Here is a 22,269-nt window from a genome sequence, read left to right as displayed (position 1 = left end):
CGGCATGCAGACTCGAGATTATCCTACCCGCTCAACATCCCCGACCAAGAAGATATAAGAGAGCGCGCCAATCAATGCCACCGCAGCAATGTAAGTTAACGACGGTGCAAAACCATAGTCCTGCGCCAGATAACCTACGACCAATGGTACCGTGATGCCGCCCAATCCACCGACAAAGTTAAATACGCCGCCGGTTAAACCAATCAATCTTACTGGAGCCAATGAAGACACCAGTGACCAGGTAATGGAAGCAAAACCATTGCCAAAGAATGCCAGCCCCATCAAGACCATAATCCAGAAGGGATCGTTGGTGTAATTAGCACCCATGATGCAAGTAGAGAGTAATAAACCACAAATAATTGGCGTCTTGCGGGCAAAGCCAATGGACTTCCCTTTGCGCACCATACGGTCAGCCACTAAGCCGGATAGTAACACCCCGAAGAACGCAGCTAAAAAGGGGACTGTCGTCATGAAACCAGCAGTTAAGGCGCTGATGTGCTTTTCCTGGGTGAGATAGTTTGGGAACCAGGTCAGGAAGAACCACAGGGTTGAGGTAATGGCAAATTGCCCGATATACACCCCAACCAATTTACGATTAAATACCAGTTTCCACTCAGCAGCAGTGATAGGAGTACGTGCTTTTTTCTCGGTCGCAGCATCACCATCAACAATTCCACCACCGGACTGGATATAATCGAGTTCTGCTTGATTAATACCTTTGGATTTACGCGGCGGCTGATAAACAAAATGCCAAATCAGTGCCCATATAATGCCGATACCACCCGTGATAATAAATACCCAATGCCAGCTTAATACTTCCTGTACCCAAATAAGTAATGGCGTTAAGAAAGCCAAACCAACAAACTGACCTGAGGTATAAAAACCCACAGCAGAGGCCCGCTCTCTTTCCGGGAACCAACTGGTTACAATACGGTTATTGGTCGGGAAAGCCGGAGCTTCAAATAAACCGGTAATGGCTCGCAGGCCAATAAGTGTCCCTAGCCCGTTAGCAAAACCTTGTAATAGTGTTGCCACTGACCAGCCCATAATGGCAATAAAATAGGTCATTTTAGAGCCGACACGATCAAGGAACCAGCCGCCGGGGATTTGGCATATCGTATAAGTCCAGGCGAAAGCCGAGAAAATGTAACCCATCTGAGTTTTAGTAATACCAAACTCTTCTTGAATATGGGCCGATGCGACAGCAAGGTTTGCTCTATCAACATAACAAATGACGACTGTCACAAATATCATAAACAGTGTCAGATAACGCCTTTTACTCGGGGCAGTAGATAAGGTCATTTCCATGGTAATGATCCCATTATTATTCGGATTAATATCCGCCGGAGCACCCTGCCTTTATATTGGTAATACTGTCGCATTACCGACTTTTAGGCGCAAGGGTGCCCCTGCGGGTAGGTTCGCAAAAAATCGTTATTTAATAATTTCACTATTCTTCGACCCGCGTTATTTAGCAGGAGTGGGATAGCATTTTTAAACTATTTATATAAATTATATTTATTAAGTAGGGGTATTCCTTCAATTATCTTGCTAGATAATAAAGTGGTAATTACCATTCAGCCACAGCACCGTCAGGATAACGCCATACCGGGTTACGCCAGTCAGGAGCATTTTTACTGCGTTCAATCACTAACTCTTCATTAATTTCCACCCCTAGGCCGGGTTTATTCAGCGGATAGAAATGGCCGTCAGTCATTTTGAAGTCGTCTTTATTAATGACGTAATCTAATAATTCAGCACCTTGGTTGTAATGAATCCCCATGCTTTGTTCCTGCAATACTGCATTGCGGGCGACAAAATCAAGATGTAAACAAGATGCCAATGCAATTGGCCCTAATGGACAATGAGGTGCCAACGCAACATCGTAAGACTCTGCCATTGCGGCTATTTTAAAGCATTCAGTCAGGCCACCAGCATGAGAAAGATCGGGCTGAATAATGGCTAATCCACCATCAGCTAATACTCGCTTAAACTCAAAGCGGGAGAACATACGCTCACCTGCGGCAATCGGGATATGGGTTTGCGCTGCCAGCCGTGGGTAATATTCTGCTTGTTCCGCCAAGACCGGTTCCTCAATAAACAGAGGTCGGTAAGGTTCCAATTCTTTAATTAGGATTTTTGCCATCGGTGCATTAACCCGACCATGAAAATCCAAACCGAATTCAATGCTATTACCAAACGCTTCCCGAATTTGTGCCACTACCTCGACGGCGGCATCAACTTTGCGCGCGTTATCAATAAGCCCCATTTCTTCGCAGCCGTTAAGCTTAAAGGTATCAAAACCAATTTCAGTTAGTTTATTAATACCACTAATCACATCAGACGGGCGATCACCGCCAACCCAGCTGTAAGCTTTGATTTTATCGCGAACTAAACCACCTAATAATTGATAAACCGGCACACCCAATGCTTTACCTTTAATATCCCACAGCGCCTGATCAATACCGGCAATGGCACTCATTAGGATCGGGCCACCACGATAGAAACTACCGCGATACAAAGTTTGCCAGATATCATTGATACGAGCCGGATCTTGCCCAATAACATATTCGGATAACTCATGTACGGCGGCCTCAACGCTACGAGCGCGTCCTTCAATCACTGGTTCACCCCAACCAACAATGCCTTCATCAGTTTCGATTTTCAAAAACATCCAACGCGGGGGTAATCGATAAGTGGTTAGCTTGGTAATTTTCATTTTGTGGCATCCTTATAGGCTTGAATAAATGCAGCCGCCTGTTGCGCCGTCTGGGATACCGATTGACCGGCGCGATAAAGATCACCGCCCAGACCGGCACCCGCACAACCCGCCGCTAAATAAATATGTAGATTCTCTGGCGTGATCCCGCCGACGGCAAATACCGGAACCTCTGGTGGCAATACGGCTTTCAATGCTTTGATGTAGTCGGGGCCAAAAGAGACCGAAGGGAAAATCTTCAATGCGTGTGCACCGGCATCTATGGCGGTGAAAGCTTCTGAAGCGGTGGCGCACCCTGCGCAGACCGTCATACCTAACTCAACAGCCCGGCGAATGACGGCGGGTTGGGTATTTGGCGTGACCACCAATTTACTCCCCATGCCAGCCAATACCTCTAATTGCTCTGGTTTTAATACCGTACCCGCACCAATTAATGCGCGATGTCCGAATTCCGCCACTGCCTGGGAAATACTGACTTCCCATTGTGGGGAATTCAGTGGGATTTCCACTGCATCAAACCCAGCATTCAGCAACGCCGCCACATGGTCGTGGACTTCGGTGGGCGTGATACCTCGCAATATGCCAATCAATGGCACATTAGTATTCCATTTCATTCACGATACTCCTGATTCCAGATTGAAAAGCATGGTCGCCATCCAGCACCTGATAAGGCATTGCCGCCATTTCTAATGCCTGGGTATAACGTGCGACCAGTTTGGGATTGCCAATCACCGTAATGCGTTCGCCGGCAGCCAGTGGATACTGCTGCTGCATTTGTGCCACTTCATTGCCAATCAGCAGACCCGATAGCCATTCGCTAACCGAGCTTCGTTTCAATCGACCCAATACATGAGCGGCTCGGGTTTCAAACAGACAACGCATGATATTGCTGTCGTTAAAGCCTTGTGCTAACCCTTGGGTGAACGTGGCACTATCAGGTAATTGCTCAGCTAAGCCAGCCCCCACCAAAGAATTATTTAACAGAAGATGGTGTAACTCGCCGGTCATCATGGTGCGAAAATCCATTACCTGATCACCCTGCATTTGCACCCATTTACTGTGGGTGCCGGGCATCAAATACACAGATGACGGCAATTCGGCATAGGCACCAATCAGCTGAGTTTCTTCACCGCGCATCACATTGCGGTTATCTGGTTTATCCACACATAAACCAGGAATGATCCATGCCCGAACTGGCTCAGCCTCTGCCACAGCCGTGAGTTGGTGGGAAACCTGAGTCAGGTGAGTCGGGCAAGAGAGATAGGGCACTGAGATCCAACCAGCATTGCTGCCAATCATGCCCGCCATTACTACCGGCAGATTATGCTGTTGTTGCTGGTCCCGCCAAGGTGCGATCACTTGCTGGAACACTTGCTGCGCACTTTGCCCGTTAAAGCGAGTGACCCCCGCTTCGGAACGCAATGTATCCACACATTGACCATGTAAATAGAGCCAGGCACGTAAGTTGGTGGAACCCCAATCAATGGCAATATAGCTTTTATCCATCACTCTGCTCACTCATGTAATGTCCTTTAACCGTTTAGCAGAGCTGGCAATCATTGTCAGCGCCGCCCTTTCTGCTGCATCAGCATCCTGATGACGGATGGCATCATAAAGATCTTGATGCTCTTTCAAGGTGCGCGGCATATTTTCCTCATCGGGCATATAAGTTCGTTCAAATACAGCCCGTTGCAGTGAACTAATTGCTACGCTAAGTTGTTGTAAAACTGGGTTATGTACCGAAGCCAACACCGCCTCGTGATAACGGATATCTGCTTCATTAAATGCATCTCTGTCCTGATGATTGGCAATCATTTCATTGAGCGCAGTTTCAATAACCGCGAGCTCCTTCGAGGTCGCTCGCTCTGCGGCCCAACGCGCAATAGTCGGCTCCACCAGATTACGCACTTCACTCATAGCGCCAATTAAACGCGGGTCATAATCACTGGCTAGTACCCATTGCAATACATCGGTATCCAGATAATTCCACTGGTTGCGGGGCCGCACAAAAGCACCACGAAAGCGCTTCACTTCAATCAAGCGTTTTGCCATCAACGCCCGGAAAACTTCACGAATCATGTTGCGAGACGTTTGAAATTCCTCACAAATCTCAGCTTCAGCAGGTAACGGTGACCCTGGTGGGTATTTACCTTCAACAATCTGCTGACCAATAACCAAAATGATGCGGTCTGTTTTACTGAGTTGTTCTTTTGTCATGTTCGCTCCGGCTGTTTCAGATAAACCAATAGTGGTTGGCTTACTTTACGCATCTCTTGGTTAACCGTCCCCACAGCGCCGCACAATTTTCAAATCACGTCACTCAACCTCAAACAGATTGTAGAGCCATTTAATTAATCTGTACTACAATCTAGATCGCAAAATAAGCAATGCGTCACAAAGCGAAGGAAAAATACTGCATTATCGCTATTTTTTTAGAATAAATAGTCTAATATAGATTTTTTATTCCAAACAAAAACCGCCTATGCTTAGCCGATACCAGCCAATTGCTGATGCGATTGCCACCCTTTTCTCTCCCTATGCGGAAGTTGCCATTCACGACTTAGCCAGTCAGAAGCTGGTTTATATCGCTAATAACTATTCACAGCGGGAATTAGGGGAAGACTCCAATCTCAGTGACCTGCAATTTGATCAACACTCGCAGGTCATTGGGCCATACCAAAAACGTAACTGGGATGGTCGGCAGTTGCGCTCTATCAGCAGCGTATTGCGGGGGGACGATAAACAGCCTATCGGCCTACTGTGTATCAATCTGGATATTAGCGTTTTTGAAAGCGCTAAAGCGGCGCTGGATTTATTCCTATCAGGCCATCAATTGCAGCCACAACCGGATGTTCTGTTCCAAGATGATTGGCAGGAGCGGATCAATACCTACACCCATCACTGGCTACAACAGCAGCAACTCACATTGGTCACGCTAGACAGTGCCAGCCGCCGTAAGCTCATTGAGGCGCTTTACCAGCAGGGAGCATTTAACGGCAAAAATGCCGCAGGCTACGTTGCAAAAATTCTTAACATTGGCCGGGCGACCGTTTACAACCAGCTGAAAAATATCAAAAACAGCTGAAAAAATTTAAAGGAACCGACATGAATACGCTATTCGATGCCATCAAAGAAGCCCACCAGGTATTACGTCCGCAAGTGAGAGTGACGCCATTGGAATATAGCCCGCTGCTGTCCCAGCACAGTGGCTGTGAAATTTATCTCAAATGTGAGCATCTACAACACACCGGTTCTTTTAAATTTCGTGGTGCCAGCAATAAACTGCGTTTACTCACTGACGAACAGCGCCAACTGGGCGTAATCACCGCCTCTACCGGCAACCATGGGCAAGCCATGGCGCTGGCTGGGAAGTTGGCCGGGGTGAAGTCCACTATTTATGCCCCCGAGCAGGCCGCCGCCATCAAGTTGGAAGCTATCCGTGCCTTGGGTGGCGACATTGAACTGGTGCCCGGTGATGCACTAAACGCGGAACTGGCTGCGGCTCAGGCCGCACAGCAGCAGGGTAAAATCTATATTTCCCCCTATAACGACAAGCAAGTCATTGCCGGGCAAGGCACCTGTGGCATGGAGATGGTTGAACAACAACCTGATCTTGATGCTGTTTTTGTTGCAGTAGGTGGCGGTGGTCTAATTTCCGGTATTGCGACGGTGCTGAAGAAACTCTCTGATAAAACACAGGTAATTGGTTGTTGGCCAGCCAATGCAACCAGCATGTATACCTGCCTGGAGAAGGGGCAGATTCAGGAAGTGGCTGAGCAAGAAACACTGTCTGATGGCACCGCTGGCGGAGTTGAGCCAGAGGCCATAACCTTCGCCCTTTGCCAGCAGTTAATCGACCAAAAAGTGTTGGTGAGTGAGCAGGAAATCAAAGATGCCATGCGCTTGATTGCCCGCACTGACCGCTGGATGATTGAGGGTGCCGCAGGTGTGGCCTTAGCCGCAGCGCTGAAATTAGCACCACAGTGGCAGGGCAAGAAAGTGGCGGTGGTGTTGTGTGGCAAGAATATCGTGTTGGAAAAATATTTGGGGGCAATCAGCGCATGATTATCCTCAATAAACAACAGATTCTCGACAAGTTCGATGCCGATGCCATCACGTTACTGCTAAAAGAAGGGTTTATTGCTTTTAGCCAAAAACAGGTACAAATGCCCCCAGTGCAGCATTTGCTGTTTGAGCAAGCTAATGGCGATTGCTGTATTAAAAGTGGTTATTTGCAGGGCGACAGCCTATTCGTGGTGAAAGTCTCAGGGGGGTTTTATCATAACCCCGCTCAGGGTCTTGCCAGTAATCAAGGGCTGATGATGGCGTTTTCTGCACAAACTGGCGAGCCACAAGCCCTACTCTTGGATGAAGGCTGGCTAACGGCGCTGCGTACAGCCCTGGCCGGGCGCATTGTGGCTGAACTTTGTGCGCCACAGCAGATTAGCGCCATCGGTATGGTCGGCACCGGCATGCAGGCACGATTGCAACTGATGTACTTGAAAAGTGTCATTTCATGTCGCCAGTTATGGGTCTGGGGGCGCTGCGAAACAGCATTAGAAGAATACCGACAATATGCTCAGACCGAAGGTTTTGAGGTCAAAACCACGTTAGATGCCACGGAGCTCGCCCGTCACAGCCAGTTTATTGTTACCACCACCCCCAGCCGGGAAGCTATTTTGAATGCTGTGGATATTCAACCCGGCACTCACATTACTGCCGTCGGTGCCGATGGAGTGGGTAAGCACGAGCTGACTGCTGAATTAGTGGCAAAAGCCGATAAGATTTTAGTGGACTCATGGGCGCAATGCACTGAATTTGGTGAAGTTTCACAGTCATTCCAACAAGGGCTTTTGGCGCAGCATACCTTGACCGAAATCGGGGAAGCATTAACTCAACAGGTGCCTTTCAGAGAAAATGAGCAGCAGATAACCTTAGCGGATTTAACTGGCTTAGGCATTCAAGATGTACAAATAGTGAAAGGCATTCTGAAATAGCTCGCGACTATTATTCTAGCTAATTGCTTTATTTTAGGCCGATAAATTCTATTATCGGCCTCGTTTTATATCCATCATATTTCAATATAATAATCCATCGCGACAAAATTAGTGCTGAGGATGATCAGGCCGTTGACGTGGCCAGAAATACTTCACTCTAAACTCATGGACATTAGATGTTAATAATGAATAATCAAGATGAACACCATTAATATCAATGGCTTGAGTTGTTAACTGTAAAGCAGGTTCCCGAAGACTGATTTTGAGTAAATTGGCAATTTCTTTATCTGGAATAACCGGCATAAAAGTTTCGTAGCATCCGGCAATCGTCATCCCACAATTTAGCTCTATATAAGCAAACTTGGAATTAACCATATCCCGTAAAGATAAATCAGGGAACAGTGCGACAGACATCCAAGTGTCTTCTAATTGTACCGGTTTATCATCAATAAAACGTAGCCTACGAATATAATAGACTTGATCACCAGGCTTTATTCTCAATTGAGAAGCAATATCTGCATTTGACTTTATCACCATAAATTTAAGCACTTTACTGGTACAATTTTTACCCGCTTGTTGCGCATTTTCTGAAAAACTTTTTAATGCACTAATATTAGGTTGAATATTTTTATTTCTTATATAAGTGCCAGAGCCATGCCGCTTTTCAAGTAGCCCTTCATCAACCAGAACAGTCATCGCTTTACGCAATGTATTTCGCGAAATATTCAATGTAAGTGCTAATTTCTGCTCAGATGGGAAAATATCACCAACCTTATAATCCAGCGAATTAACACGGTCCCTAAGGCACTTAACTACTTCAGCATAAACCACTTATGCACCTCTTTATTTATCGTTGATGTGGGTTTTTTTCATTTTATAACAGAGACTTAATTATTTACTTAAAAATGAGACTAGCAAGGTTGTTCTTTTTTAAGCGAATAAGTGAACACAGTAATAGATAAAATAAAGTGATCAAGTTAACGGTTTTGGAAATAACATCCAAGTAATTTAACCTTCATTCTGTAGTACCCAAATGACTAACCAAAAGGTATTAAATAATGGAGCATAAGAAATTAAAGTCTTTTCCCAATAATTTCCTGTGGGGCTCAGCATCTGCAGCTTATCAGGTTGAAGGGGCATGGGATCTGGACGGTAAAGGTGCTTCAGTTTGGGATAAATTTGTCCGTATTCCGGGTAAAACATTTGAAAATACCACTGGTGATACTGCCGTTGATCATTACCATCGTTACAAAGAAGATGTTGCTCTAATGGCGGAACAGGGCCTAACGGCTTATCGTTTCTCCATTGCCTGGAGCCGTATTTTCCCTAATGGTAGTGGGGCTATTAACCAAGCCGGTCTGCAATTCTATGACAATTTAATCAATGAGCTCATTAAGCACAATATCAAACCCGTCGTCACGCTTTATCACTGGGATATTCCTCAAGCGCTACAAGATGCATATGGTGGCTGGGAATCTAGAAAAGTTGTGGCAGATTTCACCCATTATGCTGAAACCGTCTTTAAGCATTACGGTGATCGCGTGCAATATTGGGTTACCCTGAATGAGCAAAATGTCTTTATTGGGCATGGTTATAAAACAGCACTGCACCCACCAGGTGTGGCTGATGAAAAACGGATGTACCAAGCTAACCACCACGCTAACTTAGCCAATGCCGCCGCTATCAGCGCGTTTAGAGCACTTGGTATTCCGGGGAAAATCGGACCAAGTTTTGCTTATGGCCCTAACTATGCCATTAATGCCGATCCAAAAAATGTGTTAGCGGCTGAAAATGCTGAAGAATTCGGTGCCCACTTCTGGATGGATGTCTATGTACGCGGCGAATATCCTCCATTGGTGTGGAACTGGTTAGAAGAACGAGGCCTGGCCCCGGAAACTCATCCAGAAGATACTGAACTGCTAAAACAAGGCAGACCGGATTTTATGGGCGTTAATTATTATCGCAGCATGACAAATGCCTTTAATCCGCTAGATGGTGTTGGTATACAAGCAATGAATACCAACGGGAAAAAGGACAGTGCGAAATATTCTGGCGAACCGGGTGTTTATAGGCACGTATGTAATGAATTCCTTGAAAAAACCAACTGGGACTGGGATATCGACCCGACAGGCTTACGTATTGGCTTGCGCCGTATCGCCAGCCGTTACCAACTCCCGGTGATGATCACCGAAAATGGTTTGGGTGAATATGATACTTTGACCGATAGCGGTGAAGTGAATGACGATCACCGCATTGCCTATTTGCACGACCATGCACTAGCGATACAACAGGCTATTACTGATGGCGTTGATGTCATTGGGTATTGCACCTGGAGCTTTACTGATCTTCTGAGTTGGTTAAATGGTTATCAAAAACGCTATGGCTTTGTTTATATTGATCGCGATGAGCAAAATGAAAAATCATTAACGCGCTATAAGAAGAAAAGTTTCTATTGGTATAAAGAAGTCATTGCCAGCAACGGTGAGATTTTATCGAAAGGTTAATTCGTCCAATTACTTAATCGCTGTTTCATCAGCTCATCATTATTTTAGAGAATAATTATGAAAAAGATATTACTCGTTTGCGCAGCTGGAATGTCAACCAGCATGCTCGTTAAAAGAATGCAAGATCATGCCAAATCAATTGGTTTAGAAGTTGATATCGAGGCGTTATCAATTTCCGATGCCAAAGATAAAGTTGATAGTATTGATATTGTTATGCTTGGGCCACAGGTACGTTATCAAAAAGCTGAGGTCGAAGAGGTTGTTAATGGCAGAGTTCCAGTGTTAGTTATCGACATGAAAGACTATGGTTCGATGAATGGCAAAGCCGTATTAGAAACTGCGCTTAATGCCATTCAGCAATAAATTATTTTCCTAAATTCAGTCTAATAATTGTGCGCGGATAATACTATCTGCGCCTCTACTCTATACTAATAAGGCATAATAATGAGTTTTATGACATCCTTCGAAAGAGGAATGGAGAAAATTCTCGTTCCTGTTGCGATAAAATTAAATTCACAACGGCATATTGCTGCTATTCGTGATGCATTTATTTTATCTTTCCCATTAGTCATGGCAAGTTCATTTATTATATTGATTAACTTCGCTATTCTTTCACCTGATGGCTTTATTGCCAAAATGCTTTTCCTGGGGAAAATATTCCCTAACATTGCCAGTGCCCAAGCTGTATTCTCACCGGTAATGCAAGGATCGGTGAATATAATGGCAATACTGATTGTCTTTTTAGTAGCAAGGAATATTGCTATTAGTTTTAAACAAGACGATCTGTTATGTGGCCTAACGGCGATTGGGGCTTTCTTTATTGTATATACGCCTTACGAAGTCATTAATGGCCAAGCTTATATCACAATGAAGTTTATGGGCGCACAAGGACTATTTGTCGCTATTATTGTGGCGCTAATTACCGGAGAGATCTTCTGCCGATTAGCAAGGTCACCCCGTGCAACCATTACGATGCCAGCACAGGTGCCACCGGCCGTTGCTCGATCGTTTAAAGTTTTAATTCCTGTTTTCTTTGTTATGATTTTCTTCTCAGTATTGAGCTATCTGATTGCTCTGATATCGCCTCTTGGGATCAACGACCTGATATACACCTTGATTCAAGCGCCTCTCAAGCATATGGGCACCAATATCTTTGCTGTTGTAATTATTGGTTTAGTCTCTAACTTCTTGTGGGTTCTCGGTATTCACGGCCCTAATACCGTGGCCGCAATCCGCGAAGCTATCTTCTCGGAAGCCAATCTGGAAAACCTGTCTTACGCCGCATCGCACGGCACAACGTGGGGCGCACCTTACCCAACGACTTGGGGAAGTATTTACGATACCTTTGCCAACTATGGTGGCTCAGGTATGACGCTTGGCTTAATTTTTGCCATCTTCATTGCCTCGCGCCGTCCAGAATATCGTGACATTGCTAAGTTATCTATTGTCCCTGGGTTATTTAATATTAATGAGCCTATTATTTTCGGCTTACCTATCGTCCTTAACCCAGTATTAATTATTCCGTTTATTTTAGTCCCTGCGATTAACTCATTAATTGGTTATTTCTTTGTATCAATGAATATCATTCCTCCGGTGGCTTATGCCCTTCCGTGGACAACCCCCGGACCGCTGATTCCTTTCTTGGGTACAGGAGGGAATTGGCTAGCGCTCGGTGTCGGTATATTCTGTCTGATAGTCTCGACGTTAATTTATCTGCCATTCGTTATTGCTTCTAATAAAGTCCAGATGAAAAACGTAGAGAATACATAATCTCGACAGATATCAGGAGAGAGCACAATGAAAATAGCTGCATTCGATATTGGCGGAACCTCGCTAAAAATGGGGATTGTCTCATCGGAAGGCAAAATCTTAGCGCAGGGTAAGGCCGCGATACAGGAGAGCAATGGCGATCAAATTCTGCATGAAATTCAGCGCTGGCTCGACCTTCAGCATGGTTATGAAGGTATTGCTATCAGCGCCCCTGGGCACGTCAATCCGTTCAGTGGATTGATATCCATGGGCGGAGCTATTCGTAGATTCGATGACTTCAACCTTAAGATTTGGTTGGAGCAGCGCTGTGGCTTGCCTGTAAGTATCGAGAATGATGCAAATTGCGTATTACTGGCAGAAAAATGGCTGGGAAAAGCACGTCAACTAGACGATTTTCTCTGTCTGACCATTGGAACCGGCATTGGCGGCGGCATCTTTGCTAATGGCAATCTGGTTCGTGGTGGACATTACCGGGCTGGTGAATTTGGCTATATGTTCAGCTCACAACCTGGAGCAGAGCGCCCTGGCAGCTATACGATGAATGAAGTTTCTACTTTGTTGGTCTTGCGCCGGCGCTTTGCCACCAAGGTCAATCGGCCAATTGAATCAGTAACAGGCGAAGAGATTTTTACTGGCTACGACAATGGCGATCTTATCTGCCGACGTCTTGTTGATACTTTTTATAATGATATTTGTGCTGGCATTTATAACTTGGTTCATCTTTTCGATCCAACGCATATTTTTATTGGTGGCGGAATTACGGAAAGAGAAACATTCTTAGATGAACTGAATGCGCAGCTTAATTGGTTTGATATCAAAGATACTGTTATTGATATTGCAACATATAAGAACCATTCAGGTTTATTAGGCGCAGTGTATCATTTTCATCAAATACACCAAGCCCAATAATTTTATTAATTAACGCTGCATATTATTGAAGGATGGCAACTAAATACAAAAAATAAAATAACAATAACTAATAGAACCCTAATTTAAATTACTTTTTAAGGTTGTGTTAATACAACCTTAAAACACTGTGTCTGGAGAATGACATGCCCTGCTATTATTCAAAAAATAAGATTGCCATTGGTATTATTGCCGCCTGTTTATCTTATTCTACTGTGGCTGCACCATTATCTGTTGAACAACGCCTCGCGTTATTAGAAAAAAAGCTCAGTGATAATGAACAAGAATTACAAAAAACACGGTCTGAATTACAGCAATATAAAGCCAATAATGCTGCTGAAGTTTCTGCAAAACCGGTCACCAAGAATGACCGAGTGCTGGTTCAGCAACAAGTCCCCGCGACAGCAGGGTCAGCTAATGGACAACCTGTTGTCCAGAATTCGGCATTAACATTAGATGAAATCAGCAAATATATTAAAGATGACTTTGGTTTCAACTACTCAGGTTATTTCCGCTCTGGTTGGGCAACAACCCCGCGCGGTGGGCCAAAATCCTGGGCCATTGGCTCTTTAGGGCGCTTTGGTAACGAACACAGCGGATGGTTCGACTTAACACTCAGCCAAAGGGTATACAACAACAATGGCAAAACAGCGAAAGCCGTTGTGACGTTGGATGGTAATGTTGGGCAGCGTAACAATGATAGTTGGTTTAATGACGGCGGCGATGATTTATTAAAATTCTCTGACATGTATCTAACGACCACCGGATTTGTTCCGGGTTTACCGGATACAAACTTATGGGTCGGTCGCCATGCATTGCAGCAGTACGAGTTGCAAATGCTCGATTGGAAAGCACATAAAGAAAATACCGCCAGCGGCGTCGGTCTGGAGAATATCCCTCTCGGCACCGGGAAATTGGATGTCTCGCTTAATCGTCAGGATCTGAGAAACTGCGCGCGTAATACTGACGGCTCAGCAAATTGTAATCTGACCGATGATGTGAATACCAACTCGGTTGATTTTAACTATCATGATATTCCGCTGTGGGATAAAGCCAATCTGACCTTCCGTGGTCGTTATAATCTGGCTAATAAGACCAGTGATAACAAGCGTAACGAAAGAGATAATGATTTCTTCGACGTAAAAGATGCATGGCTGGCAACTGCGGTACTGCGCCAGAACTTTGATCGTGGTGCATTTAATGATTTTGCTTTCCAGATTGCGAATAACTCTATCGCATCAGGCTTTATGAATATCTCCGATGCCAATCCAGACTTTGGTCGTGGGAAATATTACTACGGTGATTATGATGGCGGCACAGCCTTCCGTCTTATCTCACAGGGTGAAGCCTATCTATTGCCTAATGTGATCATGGCAAATACTGTGGTGTATAGCCAAGGTAATAATCTGTATGACTACAACACTCTGGCAGATACTGATTTCCACAGTATTCGCGCGGTAGTGCGCCCATCCTACATTTGGAGCGAATATAACCAAACGGGTGTTGAACTGGCTTATTTTGATCAAGTCAATAAAGCACAAAATAACCGTTATCATGAGTCCGGTTATAAAACCACCTTGTTCCATACCTTTAAAGTGGGCACCAGTTTGCTAAATTCTCGCCCAGAAATTCGTTTTTACAGCACTTATTTAAAAGTGTTGGATAGCGAAATCGATCATTGGACATTCAATGATGAGAAGAAAGACCAATTATCCTTTGGTGTACAAGCTGAAGTTTGGTGGTAAACCGCACTTGGCCAAGTAAATATTAAAACATCAGGGGTCTGCGGGTGGCCCCTGATTTCATACTTTATCAAAAATATCTTAGAGGCAAATATGGATCTGGAACTAACAGTAATGGAACTGATTATTCATGCTGGAGAATCACGTTCAAATTCAATGGAAGCATTACGTCATGCTCGCCAGGGGGAATGGGACAAAGCAGATGAGTTACTCGTGGCGGCAACCAATGCAGCGCGAGAAGCCCATCATATACAGACTCAGCTTATTGGGGCTGATGAAGGCTGCGGTAAAATCCCAGTCAATTTGATTATGGTTCATGCTCAGGACCATTTAATGAATGCCATGCTTTGTCAGGAACTGGCCGTAGAAATCATTAAATTACGTCGTGAAGTCGCTGCATTGAAAAATACGCATTAAGATTATTAGCCCCAACGCAAAATGCACTGGGGTTTTATCTTCTTAGCTACAGAACATATTTTTCAATTGCCATGGCTACGCCATCTTCAGTATTGGTGCCTGTAACAAACTGCGCTATCTCTTTCAGCTCAGGAATTGCATTGCCCATCGCCACCCCCATACCGGCGTAATTAACCATTGCGATATCATTGCCCTGATCACCCAACGCCATAATATTCGCCTGTTCGATACCTAAATGCTCCGCCAGCATTTTCACGCCTGTCCCCTTATCAACCCGCTTACTCAAGATCTCCAAGTAAAAAGGCGCACTCTTCATGATGGTGAAACGCTCAAAAGCCTCGGCTGGCATCATCTCTAAAGCACGGTCCAGTTTTTCTGGCTCATCAATCATCATCACTTTCGGGAAACGCAATGTTGGGTCCATCTCTTCTATCGCCCGATATTTTAACGGAATGCCCGTTAACAGCACTTCGTGCAGAGTATATTTGCTGATGTCTTTGTTCGCGGTATATAAAGTATCAAAATCAAAAGCCTGAAAACTCACGCCCATTTTGCGCGATAAAGCTTCAAAATAGCGATAATCTTCAAAGCTGATCGTTTCCTGCAAAATACACTCGCCGGTCGCGGCTTTTTGTACCAATGCACCATTGTTAGTAATGCAATAATCGCTATTGCCTTCCATATTGAGTTCGCGCAAATAACGTTGGACACCGATATAAGGACGACCAGTTGCCAAAACCACACAAACCCCTTTCTCACGGGCAGCGGCAACCGCCTGTTTTACCCGAGGAGTAACTTCATGCTGTGGATTCAGCAACGTGCCATCCATATCAATAGCGATCAATTCAATAGCCATAGGTCCTCACATTTATTTAGCCAATACTCCATGCTAACGCGATTCAGCGATCAGATTCTAGTGAGTCTGTGCGCCGTATCAGTATCACAGAGAGCGAAATCTTGAATAGCACCCCATTCAAGCAAAAAAAAGCCCAGATGCAGTTTTCTGCTCTGGGCTTTTTGTCAGACAATAATCAGCCTGATCAATTAGATATCGATGTTCGCTGCACGCAGCGCATTCTCTTCGATAAAGGCACGACGAGGTTCAACCGCATCACCCATCAGGGTAGTGAATAGTTGGTCAGCGGCAATGGCATCTTTAACCATCACACGCAACATACGGCGACCTTCTGGATCCATCGTGGTTTCCCACAATTGTTCTGGGTTCATTTCACCCAAACCTTTATAGCGCTGGATTGCCAGGCCACGACGAGACTCTTTCACTAACCAATCTAGCGCACCTTCAAAGCTGGAAACCGGCACACGGCGATCGCCACGTTCAACAAAGGCACCCTCTTCAATCAGGCCACGCAGTTTGTCACCAAGCAGGCAGATTTTGCGGTATTCGCCACCGTGGATGAAATCAAAGTCCAGCTCATAATCAGTATCTACACCATGGGTACGGATACGTAATATTGGCTCGAACAATTGACGCTCACGGTTTTCACGCACTACTGCGCTGTAACTGCTGCCGTGTTGCTCTTTTTCATTCAGCAAGGCCACCAGCGACTCAATCCACTGCGTCACAACTTCTTTATTGCTTAGCTCTTCTTCTTGCAGCGTCGGCTGATAAATCAGGTTATTCAGCAAAGCACGCGGGTAACGGCGTTCCATACGCGCGATGGTTTTCTGTACGCTGTAATGTTCAGCAACCAGTCGCTCTAATGGCTCACCGGACAGTGCAGGCGCATGTTCATTGATGTGCAGTGCTGCCCCATCCAATGCCAATGTCATCTGGTACTGTTCCATAGCATCATCATCTTTGATGTATTGCTCTTGCTTGCCTTTCTTCACTTTATACAATGGCGGCTGAGCGATATAAACATGGCCACGCTCAATAATTTCCGGCATCTGGCGGTAGAAGAAGGTCAGCAGCAAGGTGCGGATGTGAGAACCATCCACGTCGGCATCGGTCATGATAATGATACTGTGATAGCGCAGTTTGTCCGGGTTATATTCATCCCGACCAATACCGCAGCCCAGCGCAGTAATCAGAGTGGCGACTTCTTGTGAAGAAAGCATTTTGTCAAAACGCGCTTTCTCGACGTTCAGAATTTTACCTTTCAGCGGCAAAATCGCCTGGTTCTTACGGTTACGACCTTGCTTAGCAGAGCCGCCCGCGGAGTCCCCTTCCACTAAGTAGAGTTCAGACAGTGCAGGGTCACGTTCTTGGCAGTCAGCCAGCTTGCCTGGCAAGCCGCCTAAGTCCAGCGCCCCTTTACGGCGTGTCATTTCACGGGCTTTACGCGCCGCTTCACGGGCACGGGCCGCATCGATAATTTTACCGACCACGATTTTGGCGTCAGTTGGGTTTTCCAGCAAATACTCAACCAGCTTCTCGTTCATCAGCGTTTCAACCGCAGTTTTCACCTCAGAAGAAACCAATTTATCTTTAGTCTGTGAGGAGAATTTAGGGTCTGGCACTTTCACGGAAACCACGGCAATCAGGCCTTCACGAGCATCGTCACCCGTCGCACTGATTTTCGCTTTTTTACTGTAGCCTTCTTTATCCATGTAGCTGTTCAGGGTACGGGTCATTGCCGTACGGAAGCCCACTAAGTGAGTCCCCCCATCACGCTGCGGAATGTTGTTGGTGAAACAGTAAATATTTTCCTGGAAACCGTCGTTCCACTGCAAGGCCACTTCTACACCGATATCATCTTTCATGGTGGAGAAATAGAACACTTTGGGGTGGATCGGGTTTTTGTTTTTGTTCAGATACTCAACAAACGCCTTGATACCGCCTTCATAATGGAAGTGGTCTTCTTTGTCGTTACGTTTGTCTTTCAGTTTGATTGAAACCCCGGAGTTCAGGAACGACAGCTCGCGCAGACGCTTAGCCAGGATTTCATATTGGAATTCGGTGTTATTGGTGAAAGTCTGGAAACTTGGCCAGAAGCGCACGGTAGTCCCGGTTTGATCGGTTTCACCCACCACTTTCAGTGGTGCCTGCGGCACACCCATTCTGTAAGTCTGCTCGTGAACTTTACCTTCACGGCGGATCACCAGCTCCAGTTTTTCAGACAGAGCGTTAACAACTGACACACCCACGCCGTGCAAACCGCCAGAAACTTTGTACGAGTTATCGTCAAATTTACCGCCAGCATGCAACACGGTCATGATGACCTCAGCGGCCGATACCCCTTCCTCGTCATGCATACCGGTAGGGATACCACGACCATCATCCTGTACGGAAACGGAGTTATCCGAATGGATGGTCACCACAATTTCTTTACAGTGGCCAGCGAGGGCTTCGTCGATAGCGTTGTCCACAACCTCGAATACCATGTGGTGCAGACCGGTACCGTCATCAGTATCACCGATATACATGCCCGGACGCTTACGAACCGCATCCAGCCCTTTTAATACCTTGATACTTGAGGAGTCATAAGTATTCGACATCAACGTTTCTCGCTCATTTTTAATCCTGTGGTTGAACCTCTATTTTGCCATGTTCCACGCGGAACATCTTGCCCTTTTCGCCTACCATGTCAGTCACTTGTTCAGCACTCACTGCGCTGACAAAAACCTGTGCCTGGGTAGCTTTCAAACGCTCGGCCAATAATCGACGACGGCCGGTGTCTAATTCGGAAGCAAAATCGTCAAGCAGATACAGGCAACGCCGCCCGCTCTGTCGGGTGAGAAACTCACCCTGCGCTAACCGCAGTGCGCACATCAGCAACTTCAACTGACCACGCGATAGCAAATCTTCTACCGGCGTACCATCGGCCCGAATGCGGAAGTCCGCTTTATGTGGCCCGACAGCGGTATAGGTTAGCGCTCTGTCACGCTCAAACTGGCGTTCCAGCAACTCACCATAGTCACTCTCTTTATCCCAGCCGCGCTGGAAAGAGAAACTCAAGGCGAACTCTGGCAGGAACAGGGCGCATGTGGCTGAAATATCTGCCGCAATTGCGTCACTGTATGCCGCCCGCCACTCACTAATACGCTCAGCCAGCGGGATAATTTCCTGATCCCAGGCCCGGATTTGCGTATAGTGACTAACCTGGCGCAGCGCGGCGTTGCGCTGCTTAAGTAATCTTTTCAGATTGCTCCAGGCCGTAAAAAAACCGGGTTCGTTATGAAAGCAACCCCAGTCTAAAAAAGCACGCCGAAACTTCGGCCCACCATTCAATAAGGTAAATCCTTCAGGAGTAATCAGTTGCATCGGCAGCATTTGCGCCAATTCAGCTACTTTATGACCATCAGTGCCATCAATGCGCACTTTGGTATCACCCTGCCGACTTTTGCTCAACCCCACGGACGATTCGCGCTCATTAGCATCGACCCGGCCATGTAACACAAACTCAGCACATTCGTGACGTATCACGCGGCCAGCCTGCAAACTGCGAAAAGCGCGGCCATGACCCAGGGTATAAATCGCCTCCAGCACACTGGTTTTACCACTGCCGTTGGGGCCGACTAAAAAATTAAAACCCGACGCCAGCGCTAAGTCTGCCGATTCAATATTGCGGAAATCTTTTATCAGTAAACGCGTCAAAGCCATGAAACTGCTTCTTATTCTTGTATCCCTGACCTCGGGCGTAATTGTCGCAGACAGATTGGGTGCGGACAGCGCACAGCCACCGGAGCGTACTTCAGTACGTGAGGATAGCGAGTACTGCCCAATCCCAAGCTGGCAAGTAAAATAGCCCGCTATAGATCACAGACGCATTGGCATGACAACATAGGCCGCTGCCTGACTATTACCATCCTCAATCTGCACACTAGAGACCGAGTCAGTCAGTAACAGGCTAACATCTTCACACTTGAGCGCATTGAGCACATCAAGCACGTAGCTGACGTTGAAACCGATCTCCATTTCCGCCCCATCGTAGCTAACATCGAGAATCTCTTCCGCTTCTTCCTGTTCCGGGTTATTAGCGGTGATCTTAAGCTGGTTTTGGCTAACATACAGCCGAACACCACGAAACTTCTCGTTAGACAAAATGGCTGCTCGAGCAAAGGCTTGTTTCAGCAAATCGCAACTTGCTTTCAGTGTTTTGTCGGGGTTCTTCGGCAATACACGGCGATAATCCGGGAAGCGACCATCAACCAGCTTAGAGGTGAAAATGAAATCACCGACGTGTGCGCGGATATTGTTACTGCCAATTTGCAGACGCAGTGGCGTATCACCACCATCCAGCAACCGAACCAACTCCATCACACCTTTACGCGGCACGATCACCGAATGTGAAGGTAACGTCTGGCCCACTGGCATCGAACAAACCGCCAAACGGTGACCATCAGTTGCGACAGTACGCAGCTCTTCGCCTTCAGTCTCAAACAGCATGCCGTTCAAGTAATAGCGCACATCCTGATGGGCCATTGAGAACTGGGTAGACTCAATCAGACGTTTCAATGTTGCTTGCGGTAAAGTGAATTCAACTTCACTCTGCCAGTCATCCAGATTCGGGAAATCTGCCGCAGGTAGGGTGGATAGTGAGAAACGGCTACGGCCTGAACGCACCAGTAGGCGATCACCATCCAACGCAACGGTAATTTCTGCACCTTCCGGCAAACCACGCCAGATATCAAAAAACTTCCGTGCAGGCACGGTAGTTGCGCCCTGAGTATGGGGCTGAGACAGCGCCACGCGCGCAACCATCTCCATTTCCAGATCGGTACCGGTCAGCAGCAAAGAGCCTTCCGTGACTTGCAGCAACAAGTTGCCCAAAATTGGCAACGTAGGACGTCCACCCAGCGGGCTACTGACCTGTTGCAGCGGTTTTAGCAGATGCTCACGTTCAATGATAAATTTCATAGCGCTAGGAGGATAATGTTCTGATTAAGTTAGAGAAATCTTCTTTGATGTCGTGACTTTCTTCACGCAATTGCTCAATCTTGCGGCAAGCATGCAACACCGTAGTATGGTCGCGGCCACCAAACGCATCGCCGATTTCAGGCAGGCTGTGGTTGGTTAACTCTTTCGCCAGTGCCATCGCCATTTGGCGTGGACGGGCTACCGAACGGGAACGCCGTTTGGAGAGCAGGTCAGCGACCTTAATTTTATAATATTCAGCAACCGTCTTTTGAATATTATCGATAGTAACCAGCTTTTCCTGCAATGCCAGTAAGTCACGCAGAGCTTCACGAACAAAATCAATGGTGATTGCCCGCCCTGTAAAATTGGCATTGGCGATCACACGATTCAATGCCCCTTCCAGCTCACGAACGTTGGAACGCAGACGCTTGGCAATAAAGAACGCAACCTCACCCGGCAAGCGAATATCATTTTCATCCGCTTTTTTCATCAGTATCGCGACGCGGGTTTCCAGCTCTGGAGGCTCAATTGCCACCGTCAGGCCCCAGCCAAAACGCGATTTCAGACGATCTTCTACCCCATTGATCTCTTTTGGATAGCGATCTGAGGTCAAAATGATCTGCTGATTGCCTTCCAGCAAGGCATTAAAGGTGTGGAAAAACTCTTCCTGAGAACGCTCTTTATTGGCAAAGAACTGAATATCATCGATTAATAATGCATCAACCGAACGATAATAGCGCTTAAATTCTTCTATTGCGTTGTTTTGCAAGGCTTTAACCATGTCTTGCACAAAACGCTCCGAATGCATGTAAACCACTTTGGCATTGGCCTTACGGGCCATGATGCCATTCCCCACAGCATGTAACAGGTGAGTTTTACCCAAGCCTGTTCCGCCATAAAGGAATAGAGGGTTATATGCACCACCCGGATTATCAGCAACCTGACGCGCTGCAGCACGGGCCAGTTGGTTAGATTTACCTTCCACAAAGTTATCAAATGTGTGCTTAGGGTTTACATTCGAACGATAAGAAAGTTCAGGCTGAGCAGGCGAACTGTCCCAACTCGGACGCACGGGTGCGCTGCGGGTAACCGGAGCAACAGGCGCGCTAACACTGGCTGTAACTGGATGACTGTGTGCTCTTACCGCAGGTTTACTCCCAACTTCAAAACGGAGTAAAGGAACCTCGGTGCCACAAAAATCATTAAGCAAGCCATTGATATTGTTTAAGTACTTATCACGGACCCAGTCCAGTACAAAACGATTAGGTGCGTAAAGCGCCAGAGTATTGTCACTCAGTTCCGCCTGTAGGGGGCGTATCCACATACTAAATTCTGTGGCAGGTAACTCATCCTGCAATCGGGCAAGACACTGCTGCCAAAGCGAAAGTGACAC

At 46.3% G+C, this 22,269-nt stretch carries 20 protein-coding genes; 9 read left to right on the top strand and 11 right to left on the bottom strand.

What is annotated here, in order from left to right:
- Nucleotides 1-18 precede the first annotated feature (18 nt).
- The 5 genes from N0H69_RS00100 to dgoR form a co-directional block, all read right to left on the bottom strand.
- Nucleotides 19-1,308, bottom strand: coding sequence for an MFS transporter (locus N0H69_RS00100; protein WP_050109263.1), 1,290 nt, complete (start codon nt 1,306-1,308; stop codon nt 19-21).
- 262 nt (nt 1,309-1,570) lie between these two features.
- Nucleotides 1,571-2,719, bottom strand: a complete 1,149-nt coding sequence (gene dgoD / locus N0H69_RS00095) for a galactonate dehydratase (RefSeq protein WP_050109264.1) — start codon at nt 2,717-2,719, stop codon at nt 1,571-1,573.
- Nucleotides 2,716-3,333: a 2-dehydro-3-deoxy-6-phosphogalactonate aldolase gene (locus tag N0H69_RS00090; RefSeq protein WP_050151857.1), complete on the bottom strand. Its 618-nt coding sequence runs from the start codon at nt 3,331-3,333 to the stop codon at nt 2,716-2,718. The genes dgoD and N0H69_RS00090 overlap by 4 nt, the downstream gene beginning before the upstream one ends.
- Nucleotides 3,317-4,225, bottom strand: coding sequence for a 2-dehydro-3-deoxygalactonokinase (locus N0H69_RS00085; protein WP_050151855.1), 909 nt, complete (start codon nt 4,223-4,225; stop codon nt 3,317-3,319). The genes N0H69_RS00090 and N0H69_RS00085 overlap by 17 nt, the downstream gene beginning before the upstream one ends.
- A gap of 12 nt (nt 4,226-4,237) precedes the next feature.
- Nucleotides 4,238-4,936: a D-galactonate utilization transcriptional regulator DgoR gene (dgoR, locus tag N0H69_RS00080; protein ID WP_050109266.1), complete on the bottom strand. Its 699-nt coding sequence runs from the start codon at nt 4,934-4,936 to the stop codon at nt 4,238-4,240.
- A 265-nt stretch (nt 4,937-5,201) separates the two neighbouring features.
- Between dgoR and N0H69_RS00075 the strand changes: the two genes are divergently transcribed.
- The 3 genes from N0H69_RS00075 to N0H69_RS00065 are packed head-to-tail and all read left to right on the top strand — an operon-like array spanning nt 5,202 to nt 7,716.
- Entirely contained in the window at nt 5,202-5,804 is a 603-nt protein-coding gene (locus tag N0H69_RS00075; protein WP_050151853.1) for a helix-turn-helix transcriptional regulator, read from the top strand.
- 20 nt (nt 5,805-5,824) lie between these two features.
- A complete protein-coding gene (locus tag N0H69_RS00070; RefSeq protein WP_050151851.1) occupies nt 5,825-6,784 on the top strand; it encodes a threonine/serine dehydratase in 960 nt (319 codons plus the stop codon).
- On the top strand, nt 6,781-7,716 hold the full coding sequence (locus tag N0H69_RS00065; protein WP_050123843.1) for an ornithine cyclodeaminase family protein: 936 nt from the start codon (nt 6,781-6,783) through the stop codon (nt 7,714-7,716). Before N0H69_RS00070 ends, N0H69_RS00065 begins: the two co-directional genes overlap by 4 nt.
- A gap of 108 nt (nt 7,717-7,824) precedes the next feature.
- Here N0H69_RS00065 and N0H69_RS00060 read toward each other — a convergent pair whose 3' ends face one another.
- A complete protein-coding gene (locus N0H69_RS00060) occupies nt 7,825-8,547 on the bottom strand; it encodes a GntR family transcriptional regulator (protein ID WP_050109270.1) in 723 nt (240 codons plus the stop codon).
- Nucleotides 8,548-8,774: 227 nt separating this feature from the next.
- Between N0H69_RS00060 and N0H69_RS00055 the strand changes: the two genes are divergently transcribed.
- From N0H69_RS00055 to N0H69_RS00030, 6 genes are all read left to right on the top strand, one after another.
- On the top strand, nt 8,775-10,220 hold the full coding sequence (locus N0H69_RS00055; RefSeq protein ID WP_050135175.1) for a glycoside hydrolase family 1 protein: 1,446 nt from the start codon (nt 8,775-8,777) through the stop codon (nt 10,218-10,220).
- A gap of 57 nt (nt 10,221-10,277) precedes the next feature.
- Complete coding sequence (locus N0H69_RS00050; protein WP_050123845.1) at nt 10,278-10,583, top strand: PTS sugar transporter subunit IIB; 306 nt, start codon at nt 10,278-10,280, stop codon at nt 10,581-10,583.
- A gap of 81 nt (nt 10,584-10,664) precedes the next feature.
- Nucleotides 10,665-11,990, top strand: a complete 1,326-nt coding sequence (locus N0H69_RS00045; RefSeq protein ID WP_050151849.1) for a PTS sugar transporter subunit IIC — start codon at nt 10,665-10,667, stop codon at nt 11,988-11,990.
- 27 nt (nt 11,991-12,017) lie between these two features.
- The gene (locus tag N0H69_RS00040; protein WP_050151847.1) at nt 12,018-12,899 is read left to right on the top strand and encodes an ROK family protein; all 882 of its coding nucleotides are present in this window, start codon (nt 12,018-12,020) and stop codon (nt 12,897-12,899) included.
- Between the two features lie 143 nt (nt 12,900-13,042).
- Nucleotides 13,043-14,641, top strand: coding sequence for a carbohydrate porin (locus N0H69_RS00035; protein WP_050123846.1), 1,599 nt, complete (start codon nt 13,043-13,045; stop codon nt 14,639-14,641).
- A gap of 90 nt (nt 14,642-14,731) precedes the next feature.
- On the top strand, nt 14,732-15,055 hold the full coding sequence (locus N0H69_RS00030; RefSeq protein WP_050109276.1) for a PTS lactose/cellobiose transporter subunit IIA: 324 nt from the start codon (nt 14,732-14,734) through the stop codon (nt 15,053-15,055).
- A gap of 46 nt (nt 15,056-15,101) precedes the next feature.
- Here the strand turns inward: N0H69_RS00030 and yidA are convergent, their stop codons facing one another.
- The 5 genes from yidA to dnaA form a co-directional block, all read right to left on the bottom strand.
- The gene (gene yidA / locus N0H69_RS00025; protein ID WP_050123847.1) at nt 15,102-15,911 is read right to left on the bottom strand and encodes a sugar-phosphatase; all 810 of its coding nucleotides are present in this window, start codon (nt 15,909-15,911) and stop codon (nt 15,102-15,104) included.
- A gap of 188 nt (nt 15,912-16,099) precedes the next feature.
- Entirely contained in the window at nt 16,100-18,514 is a 2,415-nt protein-coding gene (gyrB, locus tag N0H69_RS00020) for a DNA topoisomerase (ATP-hydrolyzing) subunit B (protein WP_050109278.1), read from the bottom strand.
- A 19-nt stretch (nt 18,515-18,533) separates the two neighbouring features.
- Nucleotides 18,534-19,619 (bottom strand): DNA replication/repair protein RecF, encoded by a 1,086-nt coding sequence (gene recF, locus N0H69_RS00015; RefSeq protein WP_050151845.1) that lies wholly within the window; start codon nt 19,617-19,619, stop codon nt 18,534-18,536.
- Nucleotides 19,620-19,775: 156 nt separating this feature from the next.
- The gene (gene dnaN / locus N0H69_RS00010) at nt 19,776-20,876 is read right to left on the bottom strand and encodes a DNA polymerase III subunit beta (protein WP_004707290.1); all 1,101 of its coding nucleotides are present in this window, start codon (nt 20,874-20,876) and stop codon (nt 19,776-19,778) included.
- Nucleotides 20,877-20,880: 4 nt separating this feature from the next.
- Nucleotides 20,881-22,269: a chromosomal replication initiator protein DnaA gene (gene dnaA, locus N0H69_RS00005; protein WP_050099354.1), complete on the bottom strand. Its 1,389-nt coding sequence runs from the start codon at nt 22,267-22,269 to the stop codon at nt 20,881-20,883.

This window comes from Yersinia alsatica, from assembly GCF_025133195.1.
Taxonomy (GTDB): domain Bacteria; phylum Pseudomonadota; class Gammaproteobacteria; order Enterobacterales; family Enterobacteriaceae; genus Yersinia; species Yersinia alsatica.
This window is presented reverse-complemented; position numbering and strand designations above follow the sequence as displayed.

Coding starts and splice junctions, on each gene's coding strand:
- dgoR (WP_050109266.1), bottom strand. CDS start 4,936: ATGACAAAAGAACAACTCAGTAAAACAGACCGCATCATTTTGGTTATT.
- N0H69_RS00035 (WP_050123846.1), top strand. CDS start 13,043: ATGCCCTGCTATTATTCAAAAAATAAGATTGCCATTGGTATTATTGCC.
- dnaN (WP_004707290.1), bottom strand. CDS start 20,876: ATGAAATTTATCATTGAACGTGAGCATCTGCTAAAACCGCTGCAACAG.
- N0H69_RS00045 (WP_050151849.1), top strand. CDS start 10,665: ATGAGTTTTATGACATCCTTCGAAAGAGGAATGGAGAAAATTCTCGTT.
- N0H69_RS00070 (WP_050151851.1), top strand. CDS start 5,825: ATGAATACGCTATTCGATGCCATCAAAGAAGCCCACCAGGTATTACGT.
- N0H69_RS00050 (WP_050123845.1), top strand. CDS start 10,278: ATGAAAAAGATATTACTCGTTTGCGCAGCTGGAATGTCAACCAGCATG.
- yidA (WP_050123847.1), bottom strand. CDS start 15,911: ATGGCTATTGAATTGATCGCTATTGATATGGATGGCACGTTGCTGAAT.
- recF (WP_050151845.1), bottom strand. CDS start 19,619: ATGGCTTTGACGCGTTTACTGATAAAAGATTTCCGCAATATTGAATCG.
- N0H69_RS00040 (WP_050151847.1), top strand. CDS start 12,018: ATGAAAATAGCTGCATTCGATATTGGCGGAACCTCGCTAAAAATGGGG.
- N0H69_RS00075 (WP_050151853.1), top strand. CDS start 5,202: ATGCTTAGCCGATACCAGCCAATTGCTGATGCGATTGCCACCCTTTTC.
- N0H69_RS00085 (WP_050151855.1), bottom strand. CDS start 4,225: ATGGATAAAAGCTATATTGCCATTGATTGGGGTTCCACCAACTTACGT.
- N0H69_RS00090 (WP_050151857.1), bottom strand. CDS start 3,333: ATGAAATGGAATACTAATGTGCCATTGATTGGCATATTGCGAGGTATC.
- N0H69_RS00065 (WP_050123843.1), top strand. CDS start 6,781: ATGATTATCCTCAATAAACAACAGATTCTCGACAAGTTCGATGCCGAT.
- N0H69_RS00030 (WP_050109276.1), top strand. CDS start 14,732: ATGGATCTGGAACTAACAGTAATGGAACTGATTATTCATGCTGGAGAA.
- gyrB (WP_050109278.1), bottom strand. CDS start 18,514: ATGTCGAATACTTATGACTCCTCAAGTATCAAGGTATTAAAAGGGCTG.
- dgoD (WP_050109264.1), bottom strand. CDS start 2,719: ATGAAAATTACCAAGCTAACCACTTATCGATTACCCCCGCGTTGGATG.
- N0H69_RS00055 (WP_050135175.1), top strand. CDS start 8,775: ATGGAGCATAAGAAATTAAAGTCTTTTCCCAATAATTTCCTGTGGGGC.
- N0H69_RS00100 (WP_050109263.1), bottom strand. CDS start 1,308: ATGGAAATGACCTTATCTACTGCCCCGAGTAAAAGGCGTTATCTGACA.